Origin of the sequence: Bradyrhizobium sp. LA2.1 (assembly GCF_040547725.1) — a bacterium.
Taxonomy (GTDB): Bacteria; Pseudomonadota; Alphaproteobacteria; order Rhizobiales; family Xanthobacteraceae; genus Bradyrhizobium; species Bradyrhizobium barranii.
Map to the genome: position 1 here is coordinate 283,346 of NZ_JBEPQI010000005.1, position 16,525 is coordinate 299,870.

General features: G+C 65.2%; 14 protein-coding genes and 1 pseudogene. 11 read left to right on the plus strand and 4 right to left on the minus strand.

Annotated features, from left to right (window positions below; genetic code table 11):
• Nucleotides 1–5: 5 nt before the first annotated feature.
• Nucleotides 6–1,220 carry an ABC transporter substrate-binding protein gene (locus ABIB95_RS11740; RefSeq protein ID WP_231143312.1) on the minus strand — a complete coding sequence of 405 codons (1,215 nt, stop codon included), beginning with the start codon at nt 1,218–1,220 and terminating at the stop codon, nt 6–8.
• A gap of 371 nt (nt 1,221–1,591) precedes the next feature.
• On the opposite strand from ABIB95_RS11740, the gene ABIB95_RS11745 reads away from it, so the two are divergent.
• Complete coding sequence (locus ABIB95_RS11745) at nt 1,592–2,893, plus strand: MFS transporter (RefSeq protein WP_354239449.1); 1,302 nt, start codon at nt 1,592–1,594, stop codon at nt 2,891–2,893.
• Nucleotides 2,894–2,899: 6 nt separating this feature from the next.
• Here the strand turns inward: ABIB95_RS11745 and ABIB95_RS11750 are convergent, their stop codons facing one another.
• Nucleotides 2,900–4,438, minus strand: a complete 1,539-nt coding sequence (locus ABIB95_RS11750; RefSeq protein WP_354239451.1) for a glycosyl hydrolase family 79 N-terminal domain-containing protein — start codon at nt 4,436–4,438, stop codon at nt 2,900–2,902.
• The gene (locus ABIB95_RS11755; protein ID WP_354239453.1) at nt 4,435–5,403 is read right to left on the minus strand and encodes a LysR family transcriptional regulator; all 969 of its coding nucleotides are present in this window, start codon (nt 5,401–5,403) and stop codon (nt 4,435–4,437) included. The genes ABIB95_RS11750 and ABIB95_RS11755 overlap by 4 nt, the downstream gene beginning before the upstream one ends.
• A gap of 136 nt (nt 5,404–5,539) precedes the next feature.
• Between ABIB95_RS11755 and ABIB95_RS11760 the strand changes: the two genes are divergently transcribed.
• From ABIB95_RS11760 to ABIB95_RS11805, 10 genes and pseudogenes are all read left to right on the plus strand, one after another.
• Complete coding sequence (locus tag ABIB95_RS11760; RefSeq protein WP_354239455.1) at nt 5,540–6,868, plus strand: cation:dicarboxylate symporter family transporter; 1,329 nt, start codon at nt 5,540–5,542, stop codon at nt 6,866–6,868.
• 18 nt (nt 6,869–6,886) lie between these two features.
• Nucleotides 6,887–7,921: a PdxA family dehydrogenase gene (locus tag ABIB95_RS11765; RefSeq protein ID WP_354239457.1), complete on the plus strand. Its 1,035-nt coding sequence runs from the start codon at nt 6,887–6,889 to the stop codon at nt 7,919–7,921.
• Nucleotides 7,911–9,365: an MmgE/PrpD family protein gene (locus ABIB95_RS11770; RefSeq protein ID WP_354239459.1), complete on the plus strand. Its 1,455-nt coding sequence runs from the start codon at nt 7,911–7,913 to the stop codon at nt 9,363–9,365. The genes ABIB95_RS11765 and ABIB95_RS11770 overlap by 11 nt, the downstream gene beginning before the upstream one ends.
• A 17-nt stretch (nt 9,366–9,382) precedes the next feature.
• Complete coding sequence (locus tag ABIB95_RS11775; protein WP_354239461.1) at nt 9,383–10,819, plus strand: MmgE/PrpD family protein; 1,437 nt, start codon at nt 9,383–9,385, stop codon at nt 10,817–10,819.
• A gap of 52 nt (nt 10,820–10,871) precedes the next feature.
• Nucleotides 10,872–11,830: pseudogene (locus ABIB95_RS11780) on the plus strand (Bug family tripartite tricarboxylate transporter substrate binding protein).
• A gap of 17 nt (nt 11,831–11,847) precedes the next feature.
• Nucleotides 11,848–12,636: an SDR family oxidoreductase gene (locus ABIB95_RS11785; protein ID WP_354239463.1), complete on the plus strand. Its 789-nt coding sequence runs from the start codon at nt 11,848–11,850 to the stop codon at nt 12,634–12,636.
• Entirely contained in the window at nt 12,636–13,454 is an 819-nt protein-coding gene (locus ABIB95_RS11790; RefSeq protein ID WP_028147096.1) for an alpha/beta fold hydrolase, read from the plus strand. Before ABIB95_RS11785 ends, ABIB95_RS11790 begins: the two co-directional genes overlap by 1 nt.
• Before the next feature lie 88 nt (nt 13,455–13,542).
• The gene (locus ABIB95_RS11795; RefSeq protein ID WP_354239465.1) at nt 13,543–14,334 is read left to right on the plus strand and encodes a fumarylacetoacetate hydrolase family protein; all 792 of its coding nucleotides are present in this window, start codon (nt 13,543–13,545) and stop codon (nt 14,332–14,334) included.
• Nucleotides 14,335–14,416: 82 nt separating this feature from the next.
• On the plus strand, nt 14,417–15,208 hold the full coding sequence (locus ABIB95_RS11800) for a transporter substrate-binding domain-containing protein (RefSeq protein WP_354239467.1): 792 nt from the start codon (nt 14,417–14,419) through the stop codon (nt 15,206–15,208).
• 143 nt (nt 15,209–15,351) lie between these two features.
• Nucleotides 15,352–15,768, plus strand: a complete 417-nt coding sequence (locus ABIB95_RS11805; RefSeq protein ID WP_084794986.1) for a hypothetical protein — start codon at nt 15,352–15,354, stop codon at nt 15,766–15,768.
• 10 nt (nt 15,769–15,778) lie between these two features.
• On the opposite strand, the gene ABIB95_RS11810 is transcribed toward ABIB95_RS11805, so the two are convergent.
• Nucleotides 15,779–16,522 carry an IclR family transcriptional regulator gene (locus tag ABIB95_RS11810; protein ID WP_208088442.1) on the minus strand — a complete coding sequence of 248 codons (744 nt, stop codon included), beginning with the start codon at nt 16,520–16,522 and terminating at the stop codon, nt 15,779–15,781.
• Nucleotides 16,523–16,525: the final 3 nt, after the last annotated feature.

The following is a 16,525-nucleotide window of genomic DNA, read 5'->3' on the forward strand; positions in this document are numbered from 1 at the left end:
GGGCCTCATTTCTTCAGCAGCGGACATTTGGATTCGGAGACCGGGCGGAAGGCGTCCTCGCCCTTCACGGTCTTGACGATCTGCAGATAGTCCCACGGCTCCTTGGACTGCTCGGGCGATTTCACCTTGGCGAGATACATGTCGCGGATGACGCGGCCGTCCTCGCGCAATTTGCCGCCATGGACGAAGGTATCCTCGATCGGCAGCTCGCGCATCTTGGCCATCACCTTGGCGGGGTCGTCGGTGCCGGCGGCCTTGATGCCCTTCAGATAATGCAGCACCGAACCGTAGACGCCGGTCTGGATCATGGTCGGCATCACCTTGGTGCGCTCGTAGAATTTCTTCGACCAGGCGCGGGTCGCCTCGTCCATGTTCCAGTAGGACGCCGTTGTCATGTAGGTGCCCTGCGCGGCCTTCAGGCCGACCGCATGCACGTCGGTGTCGAACATCAGGAGACCGACCAGCTTCTGGCCGCCCTGCACCAGGCCGAACTCGCCGGACTGCTTGATGGCGTTGTCGGTGTCCTGGCCGGCATTGGCGAACGCCACCACGTCGGCCTTCGAACTCTGCGCCTGGAGCGCAAAGGAGGAGAAGTCGGCTGTGTTGGTCGGATGCTTCACGCCGCCGAGCACCTTGCCGCCCATCTCGTTGATGAACCGCGTGGCGTCCTTTTCGAGCTGCTGGCCGAAGGCATAGTCCGCGGTGATGAAGTACCAGGACTTGCCGCCTTCCTTGATCACGGCGGAGGCCGTCACCTTGGAGAGCGCGTAGGTATCGTAGGTGAAGTGCACGGTGTTCGGGCTGCACAGCTCGTCGGTCAGCGAGCTCGCCCCGGGGCCGGAGAGCAGCGCGATCTTGTTGCGTTCGCGCACCATGTTGTGCACGGCGATCGCGATGCCGGAGTTGGGGATGTCGACGACGGCGTCGACCTTGCCGTTGTCGAACCAGCCGCGCACGATCTGCACGCCGACATCGGTCTTCATCTGGTGGTCGGCGCTGATGATCTCGATCGGCTTGCCGAGCACGGTCGGCCCGAACTCCTCGACCGCCATCTTGGCCGCCTCGACCGACCCCGGCCCGCTGTTGTCACGGCCCCAGCTCGACAGATCCGTCAGCACGCCGATCCGCACCGCGTCATCGGAGACTTGCGCGCTCGCCGCCGTGGTCATGGCAGCCGAAGTCATGGCCGCGAGCAAGGTGCAGGCCAAAAGCCCTCTCATCGTCGATCCCTCTCTTATTGGCCGCTTGGCGCGGCTGGTTATTCTGGGGGATAAATTAGATATTGGCGAATGAGTTTGTCAATGGCGAATAAGAGGGGTCAATGAGTTCCATGGTCGCCCGGGAGACATTGCCGGAGGCGTGCGCGCAACTGCCGCCACACCCGTCATTGCGAGCGCAGCGAAGCAATCCAGACTTTCTCCGCGGAGGCAGCCTGGATTGCTTCGTCGCAAGAGCTCCTCGCAATGACGGAGTGCGGGAGCAGCGACGCGCAAAATCTCGCCTTGTAATCCCGCACAGAGATCACACCTCCGCAGGTTGCAACCGTCCACACGATTAGCCATGATGCCGCCAGGAATCTTTGGGGCAGGGCATGACGGCAGCAACGGGGGTCTCCGCGGCCGCGGAGAAATCGACGACGGCGCATGTGGTGTGGGCAAGCGCGCTCGGCACCGCGATCGAGTGGTACGATTTCCTGATCTACGGCACGGCAGCTGCGCTGGTCTTCAACAAGCTGTTCTTTCCGAGCTTCGATCCCTTCGTCGGGACGCTGGTGGCGTTCTCGACCTATGCGGTCGGCTTCGTGGCGCGTCCGATCGGCGGCGCGATCATCGGGCATTACGGCGACCGGCTCGGCCGCAAGACCATGCTGGTCGCGACCATGATCGCGATGGGGCTCGGCACCTTCCTGATCGGCTGCCTGCCGACTTACAGCCAGATCGGCGTCTGGGCGCCGATCCTGCTCATCATCCTGCGCTTCGTCCAGGGCATTGGGCTCGGGGGCGAATGGAGCGGCGCGGTCGTGATGGTGATCGAGCACGCCGGTGATCGGCGCGGCTTCTACGGCAGTCTGGTGCAGATCGGCTTTCCGGTCGGCGTCGCTGCCTCGACCGGTATCTTCGCCCTGATGACGCAACTGCCCGAGGCCGACTTTTTGAGTTGGGGCTGGCGCGTGCCGTTCCTGATCAGCATCCTGCTCGTCGGCGTCGGCTTCATCGTGCGGCTCAAGCTCGCGGAAACGCCGCATTTCAAGGAAGTCGTCGAGCGCAAGGAAGTGCTGGCGCAGCCGGTGCTGGAGGTGCTGCGCCGCGACTGGCGCAGTTTTCTGCTCGCGATCGGCATCACGGTGTCGGAGGTCGGGCTCGCCTATCTCCTCACCGTCTTCACCGTGGTCTATGCGACGACGAAACTCGGCCTGCCTCGCCAGGTGATCCTGAACGCGGTGGTCTATGCCGCGCTCGTCGAGTTCGCGACGCTACCGCTCGCCGGCTGGCTCTCCGACATCTTCGGCCGCAGGGCGCTGTATCTCGCCGGCGGGGTGTTCTCGGTGGCGCTGGCGTTTCCGCTGTTCTGGTTCCTCGACACCAGGGAGCCGGCGCTGATCACGTTCGCGCTCGTCGTCACGATGACGCTGACGCACGCGCTGCTGTTCGGGCCGAAGGCGGCGTTCATGCCGGAACTGTTCCGCACCCAGGTGCGCTACAGCGGCGCCTCGCTGGGCGCCAATGTCGCGGCGGCGCTGAGCGGCGGCTTCTCGCCGCTGATCGCAACGGCGCTGCTCGCATGGGCCGGCGCCTACTGGCCGGTGTCGGTCTACATCATTGCGCTCTCGATCATCACGATCATCGCGACGCTGATGGCGCCGGAGACGGCGCGCGACGCGCTGAAGCCGTAAGCGCGGTCACCGGCAGGCGGGGTTTGCTGCATCCGGAAACGCCAGGAAGGTGACGGTGGCCGGCACAAGCCGGATCGCCCCCGCAGGTGTTGCGCGCGGCTCAAGTCTGGGCAGTTCGTCATTGGCACTCAGCGCGAGCGTCTTGCCGTTCAGCTGAACTGTCGCGTCTTGCAGCCGCCTCGCATGTATCGTGTAACGCTCGGCGGGGTGTGACAGCGTCAGGGTCGAAGATGCGTGCCGCGACGCGTTGATTGCGAGCACGGACACGGCGCCCCGCATGTCCGGATGGCAATGCGCGTAGAGATGGAGATCTGGCGCGGCGACCGGGTTCGCGTCGAGCACGATCGTTCCCATCAGCCGATGCCAGAGCAGCGCAGCCCAGTAGTTCGGCCGTGGACGAAACGTTCCCTCGTCGAGCAGGCCGTAGTCGCTGGCGGCCAGCGTGTTGTGCATCACCACCTGGACGCCGGCCCTTGCGAGGCGTCCGTGCTGGTCGAGATAGCGGAAGGTGTCGAGAAAGGTCTTGTCCGATGGATTGCCGCCGCAGGCGGCGTTCGCCGTCTCCGTCAGCCAGATCGGCTTGCGAGGCTCGAATGCGTCGCGCAGGGCGCGGTAGGTCGCGAACGTCGCGTCGGTGCGTGCCAGCCAGTCCGAGGAGAGCGTCTGCGCCGGATCATCGCGGCCGCCGCAGCGCGGCGAGAGCGTGTTGTAGTGATGATAGGAGAAGCGATCGATGCCGGGGGCGGATGCGGCGAGCAGATCGCGCGTGGTGATGCCCGACCCGGATGGCGACGGCGCGTCGCCGGTTGAACCCGGACCGACGATCAGCGTCTCGGGCGCCGCGCGTTGCATCCATTCGCGAAAGATCCTGAAGTCCCGGCCATAAGCGGCCGCATCATATCCCGGCGGCGCGCCGTTCGTCGCCGCAAGCGTCGGCTCGTTCATGAATTCCACCGCCGCGATGTGGCCACCCAGCGAACGCGTCGTGTCGATCAGGCGCTGCGCCTGATCGGTCTTCCACGCGCCATCCGCATCGCGGCTGCCCGGACTGATCGCGAAGGAGGTGACGATCTCCGCGTCGACTGCGCGCGCAAAGTCGATGACGTCGCGCCATCGGTTGCGGCTGAGCACGTCATTGAATCCCGGCGGGGGCTTGGCCGGCGCATGGTTCGTGTCGGCAAAGAACGTCGCATTGGCCCAGGTGCCGCTCACGCGCAGATAGGCCGGCGCCAAAGCGGCGGCGAGCTTGCGCAGCCGCGCATTGGCAAGATCGATCGGCGGCCTCTCGCCGTAACGATCCCGCTCATCGAGCGGGCGCATCGTTCGCGGATAGGGCTTCCAGAACCGGCCGCCGGTCACCTCCACCATCTCGATATTGTAGGATTGAAAGCGCGCATCGATCGTCCCGATCGCCTTCAGCTCGGCGGGTGCGATGGAGGCGCCGCCGGCGTGCGCCGCGTCTAACGTTGTGGCAGCGAGCAGGCTCATCAGCAGCATCTGCGGCCGAAGCAGCCCGAAGGCCGACTTGATCCGCGACACGGTCATCTGGTCCGCGGCGCGGCCGAGATGGATTTCCCTCCCGGCCGGCCCTTGCGCACCGAATTCCAGAAAGTCTCGGCCGCCCGGGTCATGCGGGCCCGCGTGCGGAACAGCGAGACGCTGATCGGAATGTCCCAATCCGCGCCGCCGGCGCGCAACAGGCGGCCGCCGTCGAGATCGGCGCGGACGAGGCTCATCGGAGCCCACGTCACGCCGCGCCCTTCGCGCGCCATGTCGACCAGCAGCATGACCGGCGCGGCGAAGCCGGGCGCTAGCCACGCCGTCGAATCCTTCGCGGCCAGGAACGAGGTGACGAGCCGCCCCACGCCCGAGCCGGGGTGATAGGCGAGATAGGGCAGCGGCGCGCCCGATGCGCCGGGCAGGGCGTAACGAGGCTGTGCCTTTTTGCTGCTGCGTCCACCGCGGCCCGGTTTTGCGGCCGGCGCGCTGATCGGGATCAGCACGTCGGTCGCGAGATCGACGCGCTGGAAGCGGTCCATGTCGAGCCGGCTTACCAGCGTCGGATGGTAGTGCGCCAGCATGAAATGGGCCTGCGCGTCCAGAAGTAGCTTCTCGCAGCCGGCGAAATTGGAGGCGACGAGCTGCACGGCGGAGTCGGCCCGCGCGCTGTCGGAGTTGCGGATCCATTCCGGAAAGAAGGTCTGCGACAGTGAATGCGTGGCCGCGAAGGTGATGGTCTCGGCCTTCAGCCGCGCCACTTCGAGCGCTTCCTCGCGTCCGACCAGGACCCGGCGCAGCACGTCCTCCGCGACGGGGCGGAAACTCTCGCCGGCCGGCGTCAGCGTGATCGTGTGGGTCGAACGTTCGAACAGCGGCGTGCCCAGCCACTCCTCGAGCGACCTGATGCGGCGGCTCAGCGCCGGCTGGGTCACATGCCGTCGCTGGGCGGCGCGCGAGAACCCGCCTTCCTCGGCGATGGCAAGGAAATCCTCCAGCCAGACCAGGTCCATGATGCGGTTTTGTCCTCAAATCATACCGATACGGCATTAGCGCCTGACACGCCGCTGGTCCAATGTAAACGGCATCGCAAGACAAGAACAAAGCGCCACCTTCGCATGGCGCGACGATGCCGTTGGAGGAAGCAAATTGCAGATCGCCGCAACGCCGCTGTCTGAGCCCATATCGACTGAGCCGATGTCGAGCCCGGTTTCCGAACGCCGCCGCAAGCCGCTCTGGCGCGAGCAATATGTCCTGGTCGTCGCCGGCGCCGCGCTCGGCGCACTGTTCGGCTTCCTGCTTCCGACCGTCGCCGTCGACTTCAAGCCGCTCGGCGATGCCTTCATCTCGCTGATCAAGATGACGATCGCGCCGCTGATCTTCCTGGTGGTGGTCACCGGCATCGCGCAGGTCGGCGACATGAAGGCGGTGGGCCGCATCGGGCTCAAGGCCTTCGCCTATTTCGAGGCGGTGACGACCGTCTGTCTGTTGATCAGTTTTGTGGTGGTGCGCTGGGTGCAGCCCGGCGCGGGCGTGGCGCATGCCACGGCGCAGCAGGTGGAGACCGTCGCGCGCTATTCGCAGGCCCATGTCGGGTCGCTTTCAGCCTACATCCAGCACATGATCCCGGAGAGTTTTGTCGGCGCGTTTGCGGCCGGCGACGTGCTCCAGGTGCTCGTGCTCGCGCTTCTTTGCGGCATCGGCCTGCTGCTGCTCGGCGAAAAGGCCGCGCCGCTTCGGACGGGCCTCGAGCGCGTGACCGAGCTGGTGTTCAGCGTCGTTCACGTCGTGGTGGCGCTGGCCCCGATCGGAGCGTTCGGTGCCATGGCTTTCACCGTGGCGAAGTTCGGCGCCGCCACGCTCTATGCGCTGGCGCTATTGGTCGGCACCGCCTGGGCGATGATGGCGTTCTTCATCTTCGTCATTCTTGGCACGATCTGTCGCCTCGCCGGTATTCGCCTGATGGATTTGCTGCGGCTGCTGCGGAACGAACTGCTGGTCGTGCTCGGCACCTCCTCGTCGGAGACTGCCATCCCCGGCATGATGGAGAAGCTGCCGAAGGCGGGTGTGGGGCGGGCAGTCGCTGGCCTCGTCATTCCCTCCGGCTATTCCTTCAATCTCGATGGTGTCGCGCTGACGCTGCCGCTCTCCACGATGTTCGTCGCTCAGGTCTACGGCATCGAACTGTCGGCCGGCCAGCAGTTGAGCCTGTTCGTGGTGATGCTGTTCACCAGCAAAGGCGCCGCGGGCGTCACCGGCGGCGCTTTCGCCGCGCTCGCCGCGACGGTGATCGCCGCGGGGTTGCCGGCGGAGGGACTGGCGCTGCTGCTGGGCATCGACCGCTTCATGTCGCTGGCGCGCTCCATCACCAACACCATCGGCAATGCCGTCGCCGCGATCGTGGTCGCGAAATGGGACGGGGAATTCAACCGGGAGGACTGGGCCCAGTCCGCCGCTCAAATCCAAGCAGTGAAGTAAGGACTCAAGGTTTCTATCATGGCTACCAGCACCAAAGAACTGCCCGTCATCGCGCTCACCCCCGGCGATTGCACTGGCATCGGCCCCGAACAGGTCGCGCGCATTCTGTCCGATGACCGGCTCGCGGATGCGGCCCGTCTCGTCGTCGTCGGCGATGCCCGCGTGCTCGAGATGGGCATGGCGCATGCCGGCGTGAAGCTGAAGGTCGAGCGGATTGCCTCGCCCAAGGCGGCCAACTGGGGCCGCGGCGCCGTGCAGCTCGTCGACCTCGGCAACACCGATCCCGCCAAATTCCCGATCGGCAAGGCCAGCGCGGAATCGGGCCGGCTGACCGGCGAGACGCTGTCGCGTGCGATCGATTTCGCCAAGGCGGGCGAGGTCGACGCGATCACGTTTGCGCCGCTCAACAAGCGCGCGATGTTCGACGGCGGCTGGAAGTTCCCCGACGAGCACAAGATGTTCGCAAGCCTGCTCGGGCATAAGACCTATTTCTCCGAGATGAACGTGCTCGACGGGCAATGGATGTCGCGCGTGACTGGGCATCAGTCGCTGCGCGAGGCGCTCGACGGCATCAATCCGCCGAGCATCACCGACTCGATCGAGCTGGTCGACCGCATGATGCAGAGGGCTGGCGTCGCCAGGCCGCGCATCGCGGTCGCCGCGCTCAATCCGCATGCCGGCGAGAACGGCCTGTTCGGCCGCGACGAGATCGAGATGATCCGCCCGACGGTCGAGGCCGCCGCGAAGACCGGCATCGCCTGCACCGGGCCTTATCCCGCCGACACCGTCTATATCCGAGCCTTCGCCGGCGAATTCGACAGCGTAGTCGCGATGTATCACGACCAGGGCCAGATCGCGACCAAGCTGCGCGGCTTCAACCGCGGCGTCACCGTCACCGCGGGTCTCGAGACCGTCTTCACCACGCCATCGCATGGCACCGCGTTCGACATCGTCGGCACGGGCGTCGCCAAGACCGGCGCGCTCGAAAGCGCGGTCCGCCTTGCAGCGCAACTGGTATCGATCAAGGTCAAGGAGGCTGCCCATGCAAACTGATCGCAGGACCCTGCTCCAGGCGGCGGCCGCGCTGCCGCTCGCAACCGTCGGCGCCAACGCGGCATTCGCGCAGGCACCCACCGCAGCTCCCGCAGCAGCGCCACCCAAGGAGGTGACGCGTGCGCTGGCGCATTATCTCGTGACCGCGAGTTATGACGACCTGCCAGCCAATGTGCGCAAGGAAGGCGTGCGCACGCTGCTGAACTGGGTCGGCGTCGCCATCGGCGGCTCGCATCACGAGACAGTCGATATCGCGGTCTCCGCGCTCGGTCCGTTCTCCGGGCCGCAGCAGGCCTCGCTGTTCGGGCGGCGCGAGCGGTTCGACATCATGAACGCGGCCTTCATCAACGGTGTGTCGAGCCATATCTTCGACTATGACGACACCCACCTGAAGACGATCATCCATCCTGCCGGTCCCGTGGCCTCGGCCATTCTCGCGCTGTCGGAAATGCAGCCGGTATCGGGCAAGGAATTCCTGAACGCGCTGGTGCTCGGCGTCGAGACCGAGTGCCGGATCGGCAACTCGGTCTATCCGAACCATTACGATGTCGGCTGGCACATCACCGGCACCGCCGGTGTGTTCGGCTCGGCCGCGGCCGTCGGCAAGCTGTTGAAGCTGAACGAGCAGCAGATGACATGGGCGCTCGGCCTTGCCGCCTCGCAGCCGGTGGGCCTGCGCGAATCCTTCGGCTCGATGAACAAGAGCTTCAATCCGGGCCGTGCCGCATCAAGCGGCATTTTCGCGGCGATCCTGGCCTCGAAGAATTTCACCTCGTCCGACGCCATGATCGAGGCCAAGCGCGGCTGGGCCAACACGATCAGCACCAAGCAGGACTACAACGAGATCCTGGGCGACCTCGGCAAACGCTATGAGGCCGCGCTCAATACCTACAAGCCATTCGCCTGCGGCATCGTCATGCACCCGGCGATCGACGCCGCGATCCAGCTCCGCAACGAGAGCAAGGTGACTGCGGACCAGATCGAGCGCGTCGACCTCAAGGTCCATCCGCTGGTGCTGGAACTCACCGGCAAGAAGACGCCGAAGACGGGCCTCGAAGGCAAGTTCAGCATCTACCATGCGGTTGCCGTTGCGATCGTCGAGGGCGCCGGCGGCGAGAAGCAGTTCAGCGACCGGGCCGTGACTGATCCGACCGTCGTCGCGCTGCGCGGCAAGGTGAATCCGGTGATCACACCCGGCATCAAGCCGGAGCAGGTCGATCTCACCATCGTGCTCAAGGACGGCCGCAAGCTCAACCGCTACATCGAGCATGCGATCGGCAGCGTCGAGGTGCCGATGACGGACAAGCAGCTCGAAACCAAATTCTCGGACCTTGCAGAGAGTATCATCCCTGCTGCGACGATCCGGCGCGTGATGGACGCCTGCTGGAATGTCGAGAACCTGCCGAACGCGGCGGAGATCGCAAAGATGTCGGTCGCGTCCTGACCGCGGGGGAGAGAAGCATGCCGTCACGCCGCCGTTTCCTGCAGTCCGCCGGTTCGGTTGCCGCCTTGGTCGCCACCGGCGGCCGTGCGGCTCTCGCGGCGAGCCCAGGTGTCACCGAGCGTCTCGCCCGCTACATGGTCGCCGCGCGCGACCAGGAGCTGCCGGAGCAGGTGCTGCGTGAATGCAAGCACCGCATTCTCGATACGCTCGGCGCGATGGTTTCGGGCTCGCGAATGAAACCGGGCGAAATGGCGCTGAAATATGTGCGCACCCTCGGCGGTGATGAGCAAGCATCCGTGATCGGTTCCGATTTCCGCACCACGGCTGTTAACGCGGCGTTGGCGAACGCGATGTGTGCGCATGCCGACGAGACCGACGATTTCGAGCCCGTCACCAAGGCGCACCCGGGCTGCTCGGTCGTGCCGGCTGCACTCGCGATTGGCGAGCGCGAGCATCGCAGCGGACAGGACGTCATTCGCGCCGTCGCGCTCGGCTACGACCTGACCTGCCGGCTGCTGTTCGCTCTGGGTCCCGACCTCGTCCGAGGTTCGCATCGGAGTGCCGAAGGGACGTCCTCGACGTTTGGCGCGCTCGGGGCCGCCGCATCGCTGGCGCGGCTCGATGAAAAGGGAATGCGCTACGCGATCTCCTATTCGTCGCAGCAGGTGTCCGGCCTGTGGAGCTGGGTGAAGGATCACGATCACATCGAGAAGGCGTTCGACTTTGCCGGCATGGGGGCCCGCAACGGCGTCATGGCGGTCGACATGGTGAAAGCGGGCCTCACCGGCGTCGACGACGTGCTCGATGGCACCCACAATCTCTTCATCGCGCTATCGACCGATCCGAAGCCGGAGGAGATGGTGAAGGATCTCGGCAAGCGCTTCTATGTCACGGAGACGGCGATCAAGACCTTCTCGGTCGGCTATCCCATCCAGTCGCCGCTGGATGCGATGCTGACGTTGCGCAAGCAGCACAGCCTCGCGCCAGATAACGTGCGTAGCATCCTGGTCAAGCTGCCGACCGATGCGATGGGAATTGTTGGCGAGAGCGCGATGCCAGACGTCAACTGCCAGCATCTCGTCGCTGTCGCGCTGGTCAAGGGCGCCGTGTCGTTCAACGACAGTCATGACGTCGCGCTGATGCACGATCCGAAAATCCTGGAGCAGCGCGCCAAGGTGACGCTGGCCGGCGACAAGGCACTGATGGACCCGGCAGCGCCGCGCGGCGCTGTCGTCGAAGTGACATTGACCGATGGCAAGAAGGTCGAGCACTTCACGAAGTATCCGCCGGGCACCAAGGAGAATCCGCTGAGCACGGAAGCAGTGGCGGCCAAGACGCGGGATCTGATTGCACCGGTATTGGGCAGTGACAGGGCCGAGAGGCTGATCGACCAGATCGGCAATCTCGAACAGCTTGACGACGTCGGCAAGTTGAGGCCATTGCTGACGGCGTGATGAATCAATCAACAACAAGACAAACATCAAGGAAGTGCCCATGCGCGGGGTTATGCGACGCACCTTTCTGACCGCCTGTGCGGCCGTTCTGTTCTCCGGCTTCGCGGTAGCGCAGGATTATCCCTCCCGACCCGTCAAGATCATCGTGCCGTTCCCGGCCGGCGGGTCCAACGACATCATCGCCCGTATCGTCGCGCAGAAGCTGACTGAACGGAACGGCCAGACCTTCCTGGTGGAGAACCGCGGCGGCGCCGGCGGCAATATCGGCGCCGAGACGGTCGCGAGCGCAGAGCCCGACGGCTACACCTTGCTGCTGACCGCGCCGCCTCCGCTGACGATCAACGGTTCCCTCTACAAAAAGCTGCCGTTCGATCCGGCCAAGGCCTTTGCGCCGGTGGCGCTGATCGCCTCGGTGCCGATTGTGCTGGTGGTCAATCCGTCGGTGCAGGCGAAGAATGTCGGCGAGCTGATCGCGCTCGCCAAGGCCAAGCCCGGCTCGCTGAATTTCGGCTCGTCCGGCATCGGCTCGACCAACAGCTCGCCGGCGAGCTGCTCAAGAGCATGGCCGGCGTGGACATCGTCCATGTGCCCTATCGCGGCGCCGCGCCGGCGATGAACGATCTGCTTGCAGGCCAGATCCCCTTCATGTTCGATAACATGCCGGCGGTGCTGCCGCAGGTGCAGGGCAAGGCCATCAATGCGATCGCGGTCGCGGGCGCCAAGCGTGCGGAAGCACTGCCCGACGTGCCGACCGTGGCCGACACCATTCCCGGCTTCGAGGCTTCGTCCTGGTTCGGACTGGTGGCGCCGGCCAAGACGCCCGCGCCCGCGCTCGCCAAGCTGAGCGGCGAGCTCGAGACCATTCTGAAGATGCCGGATGTCAAGAAGCGGCTCGCTGAACTCGGGGCCGAGCCCGGTGCCGTTTTCGGCGACGCATTCGGTCAATTCATGACGGACGAAACCGCAAAATGGGGCAAGCTCGTCAAGGCCTCCGGCGCCACGGTCGATTAGCAAGTTAGGGTAGCGTCATGGATCTGAACCTGGGCGGCAAGGTCGCCGTCGTCACCGGCGGCAGCATCGGCATCGGCCGTGCCATTGCCGCCGAACTCGCGCGCGAGCAGGCGCATGTCGTCATCGTCGCGCGCGACGCCGAGCGGCTTGCGGCGTCCGCGCAGGAGATGTCGCGGGATACGGGCCGGCGCGTGATCGCCTGTGCCGGCGACATGACCAAGCCTGACGACATAGCCCGTGTAATGACCACCGCGCGCGAGGCCTTCGGCCGCATCGATATCCTCGTCAACAATGCCGGCGCCTCTCCGATGGGCCGGATCGCGGAGACGCCGGATGCGACCTGGGCCAAGTCGATCGAGCTAAAACTGCTCGGCTACATGCGCTGTGCGCGCAATGTCTTGCCTGAAATGCGCGACCGCCGCTGGGGCCGCGTCATCAACATCATCGGCCGCAGCGGCCACCAGCCGCGCGCGGCCTATATGGCGGGCGGCGCGGTCAACGCGGCGCTGCTCAACTTCACGCTGGCGCTCGCCGAGGAATGCGCGCCGGACAATGTGCTGGTGACCGGCGTCAATCCCGGACCGGTGCAGACCGATCGTTGGGACAGCCTCATCTCTCAAGGCGCGGCGATCTCGGGCCAGGATCAGGGCGCGACCAATGCTGCGGCGATCGCCTCGGTTCCGCTCGGCCGCGTCGGGCAACCGCACGAAGTGTCCGGCCTCGTCGCGTTCCTCTGTTCAGACCGCGCGTCCTTCATTACTGGTACCTGCATCAATGTCGATGGCGGTGGAACGAGGTGTATCTGATGGCTAGCGAACTGCGGAAGATCGGTGTCAGCGAGGATTGCGAGCTTGCGGTTCGCATCGATGATTATCTGCTGCCATGGGACGTCAAGCCGCCGGTCGTGATGCTGCACGGGCTCGCCGAAAGCGGCGAGGCGTTTCGGCGCTGGGTGCCGTATTTCGCCACGCATCACCTCGTGGTGCGCCCTGACCTGCGCGGCTATGGCGATTCGACGCCGATGCAGGGCGACTATGTCTACCGCTTCGCAGGCCTTGGCGACGACATCATCCGGATGCTGGACGTGCTGAAGCTCGATCGCGTCTTCCTGGTCGGCGGCAAGATCGGCGGCACGCTGGCGATGCATCTGACGGCCAAGCATCCGGATCGGGTGATCGCGGTCGCGGCAGTCGGAGCGCCGGCGTCGCTCACCTCGTTCAATGAGCGGGCGCCGACTTGGCGCAAGCAGATCCGCGAACAGGGCGTCGAGCCCTGGGTGCGCGAGACCACGGCCGGCCGCCTCGGCTCCTCGCTGCCGCCGGCGGCGCTCGACTGGTGGATCAAGCTGATGTCGAAGACCAAGGCTTCGACGCTGGAGGCATTCCTACAGATGGTGCCGACGGTCGACGTCACCGGCGAACTTCCGTCCATCAAGCGTCCGACGCTGGTGATCACCACGACCGGCTCCGGTCTTGGCGACGTCGCCTCCGTGAAGGCATGGCAGGAAACGATTCCGGGCTCGAAGCTGGAAGTGCTGCCGGGCGATTCCTATCACGTCGCCGCGACTGACCCGGACGTCTGCGCGCAAAAAGTTCGCGCGTTCTTCGATCGCGTCGCGACTTAAGACGTACAGGGCGGGCCATTGGCCCGCCCTGCATTTGGCTCTAAGACTACCGTTCGACAAGAAACGGCAAATATCAGGGAGTGAAGCCATGACAAAAACCACGCGACGCAGCGTGCTCACGGCCGCAGCCGCGATGACGGCGGCGGGCCTCACTGAGGTGACGCCGGCTGCGGCGCAGGTCGCACCCAAGCCGATCTTTCCGGTGCCGATGGTTTCGATCCCGATCGTCGGCGAAACGAGTGTGTTCCAGGTTCGCCGCATCTACTGCATCGGCCGCAACTATGCCGCGCACGCGATCGAGCGCGGGTCGGATCCGAACCGCGAGCCACCCTTCTTCTTCCAGAAGCCGACCGACGCGATCCAGAACGTCGCGATCGGCCAGGTTGCCGACCATCCCTATCCGTCACTGACCAAGAACTATCATCACGAGGTCGAGCTGGTCGCCGCGCTGAAATCGGGAGGCACCAACATCCCGGCCGACAAGGCGCTCGATCACGTCTATGGCTACGCGCTCGGCCTCGACATGACCCGGCGCGATCTCCAGAACGGCATGGCCGCGGAGAAGAAGCCCTGGGAGATCGGCAAGAGCTTTGACCACGCCGCGGTGATCGGGCCGATCCATCCGGCCAGCAAGACCGGCCATTTCGAGAAGGGCGCCATCTCGCTCGCGATCAACGGGACGGTGAAGCAGAGCTCGGATCTCAGCAAGATGATCTGGAGCGTGGCCGAGCAGATCGCAAAGCTGTCGGAAGCGTTCGAGCTGAAGGCCGGCGACATCATCTATTCTGGCACGCCGGAGAATGTCGGCCCAGTGGTGAAGGGCGACGTGCTGCTGTGCAAGCTCGAGGGCCTGCCGGATATGTCGATCAAGATCGTGTAGTTCTTTACCTCTCCCCGTAAGAACGGGGCGAGGGAGCGCACCGTCAGCTTGTCGACGGATTGTCCAATCTTGGAGGCGCTAAATGTTGCGGCGTGGTCTGATTGCTGCGTTGGGCTTGGTCTTCATCATGACCTCCATTCCCAGCTTGAAAGCCGAAGGTCCCGTCGACATCGCGCCGACGGGAGCGCTCCGCGTGGCCGTGGCCGTCGGCCCGGCCGCGTCGGCCTTCTGGACGACGCGCGATCCATCGACCGGAAAACCGCGCGGCGTCACCGTAGAGCTCGCCAAGGCCGCCGCCGACAAGCTGCACGTTCCGCTCCAGCTCCTCGAATATCAGAGCTCCGACGAGATCGCCGCCGCCGGCAGCAAGGACGTCTGGGATCTCTCTTTCATGCCGGCGGACGTCAAGCGCGAGCAGTTCGTGGACCAAGGGCCCGCTTACGTCGCCTATATGAGCGGCTATCTCATCCGCGCCGGATCGGACATCCGGATCGTTGCGGATGTCGATCGCGCCGGCATGCGGGTCGGCTGTATCGAAGGGACATCGACGTCACGCACGGTCGAAAAATCCTTGAAGCAGGCGAAGCTGACAAAGTTCGTGAAGCCGGAAGAGGCGGCCGAATTGATCGGCAAGGGGCAGCTCGATGCTCTCGCCATGGGAATGGGAGCCTTGGAAGACCTTTCGCGAAAGCTGCCCGGAACCAAGGTGCTGGATGAGGTGATCCAGTCGACCGGCGTGGTCGTGGTCGTTCCCAAGGGCAAGGCCGTGGCGAAGACCTGGGCGGCGCGCTTCCTGGATGAAGCCAAGGTAGACGGCACCGTGCGTCGTGCGCTCGATGGTAACGGATTTACCAGCGACAAGATCGCGCCGTGATCTGGTCCCGCTGGAACCGCGAGTGGCGGCGGAGGTCTTTGAATTGCCGGAGTTCCATCGGTCATTGCCCCGTGTTGGGCAACGAACAAACCTCGTGCGGCCATATTTGAGTAAGAGTGATCTCCCGAGAGGGAGGCGCTCCGATGAAGAAAGTTTTGATCACTGCGGTCGTGCTGCTGGCTGGCGTGCCTGCGAGCGCCGTTGCGCAGGAGCGCGCTGGTGCTGCGGCGATAGGCGCCGTGTCCGGGGCCGTCGTGCTCGGTCCGGTCGGTGCGGTCGCGGGTGCAGTGATTGGCTATACCGCCGGTCCTTCAATCGCGAGGTCATGGGGCGTGAGAGGTTCGCGGTCGGCAAGACACCAGCAGCCGCCACGCCGCGAGGCGTACCGCGCAGCCGCGACCGGCGCTCCGCCGCGCGCACGTGAGGCGATGAATGCCAACGGCCAGATCAGAGCCGCCAGCAATCCGCCGGCTCAAGCCACGCCCCCGGTGCAGCCAGTTCAAGCTGCCCCGGCTCCGCCGGCGGAGACTTCGACCCCGCCCGTTCAGGGACTCGAATGAGGCTCCGGCTTTAGGCCGCGGTCGTCTTCGGCCGCAGCCGGTCGACGGTCCGTGCGATCAGCGCGGCCACCTCCGGCACTTTTGGACCAATGCGAAATTCCGGCCCTGCGACGACGACGGAGAGCCGGCGATCACCGATCGGCAGCGGGATCGCCGCGCCGGCGAGGTCGCGGCTGTAATCGGCGAAGCTCTGGCAATAGCCGCGCGCGATCGAATTGCGCAGCTCGATCTCGACCGCCTCGATGCTGATCGGCGTCGAGGGCCCGTATTGCTTGAACTCGATCTTGCGATAGACAGAGTCGCGCTCTTCCTGCGAATATTGCAGCAGCAGGGCGCGGCCGCTCGCGGTGGCGTGGATCGGCACGCGATGGCCGATGGTCGCGAAATAGCGGATCGCGGCCTGGGATTCGACGACGTCGATGAACACCGCCATCACGCCGGCAGGGGCGACAATCGATGCGGTCTCGCCGGTCTCGGCGGAGAGATCGGTGATCAGCTGATGCGTCCACGGCGGCAGCGGCTCGACCTCGGAGATCATCCGTGCCATCGCCAGCCAGCGCGGTGTCGGATAGAATCCGGCGCGCGGCCGCGGCTCATAGAGGTAGCCCTTCTCGGACAGCGTCGCGAGCAGGTTGAAGGTCGACGAGCGCGGCCAGCCGAAATGATCGGCGATCTCGGCAAGCGTCGCCGGCTTCCTCGTTTGCGCGAAGAATTCCATGATCTCCAGGACGTTTGCGGCTTGGCGAACGATCATGGT

What these genes read in the sequence shown, in the direction of transcription:
- ABIB95_RS11770 (WP_354239459.1), top strand. Translation starts at nt 7,911, where the DNA reads ATGCAAACTGATCGCAGGACCCTGCTCCAGGCGGCGGCCGCGCTGCCG.
- ABIB95_RS11775 (WP_354239461.1), top strand. Translation starts at nt 9,383, where the DNA reads ATGCCGTCACGCCGCCGTTTCCTGCAGTCCGCCGGTTCGGTTGCCGCC.
- ABIB95_RS11810 (WP_208088442.1), bottom strand. Translation starts at nt 16,522, where the DNA reads ATGATCGTTCGCCAAGCCGCAAACGTCCTGGAGATCATGGAATTCTTC.
- ABIB95_RS11750 (WP_354239451.1), bottom strand. Translation starts at nt 4,438, where the DNA reads ATGACCGTGTCGCGGATCAAGTCGGCCTTCGGGCTGCTTCGGCCGCAG.
- ABIB95_RS11800 (WP_354239467.1), top strand. Translation starts at nt 14,417, where the DNA reads ATGTTGCGGCGTGGTCTGATTGCTGCGTTGGGCTTGGTCTTCATCATG.
- ABIB95_RS11765 (WP_354239457.1), top strand. Translation starts at nt 6,887, where the DNA reads ATGGCTACCAGCACCAAAGAACTGCCCGTCATCGCGCTCACCCCCGGC.
- ABIB95_RS11790 (WP_028147096.1), top strand. Translation starts at nt 12,636, where the DNA reads ATGGCTAGCGAACTGCGGAAGATCGGTGTCAGCGAGGATTGCGAGCTT.
- ABIB95_RS11755 (WP_354239453.1), bottom strand. Translation starts at nt 5,403, where the DNA reads ATGGACCTGGTCTGGCTGGAGGATTTCCTTGCCATCGCCGAGGAAGGC.
- ABIB95_RS11795 (WP_354239465.1), top strand. Translation starts at nt 13,543, where the DNA reads ATGACAAAAACCACGCGACGCAGCGTGCTCACGGCCGCAGCCGCGATG.
- ABIB95_RS11745 (WP_354239449.1), top strand. Translation starts at nt 1,592, where the DNA reads ATGACGGCAGCAACGGGGGTCTCCGCGGCCGCGGAGAAATCGACGACG.
- ABIB95_RS11805 (WP_084794986.1), top strand. Translation starts at nt 15,352, where the DNA reads ATGAAGAAAGTTTTGATCACTGCGGTCGTGCTGCTGGCTGGCGTGCCT.
- ABIB95_RS11785 (WP_354239463.1), top strand. Translation starts at nt 11,848, where the DNA reads ATGGATCTGAACCTGGGCGGCAAGGTCGCCGTCGTCACCGGCGGCAGC.
- ABIB95_RS11740 (WP_231143312.1), bottom strand. Translation starts at nt 1,220, where the DNA reads ATGAGAGGGCTTTTGGCCTGCACCTTGCTCGCGGCCATGACTTCGGCT.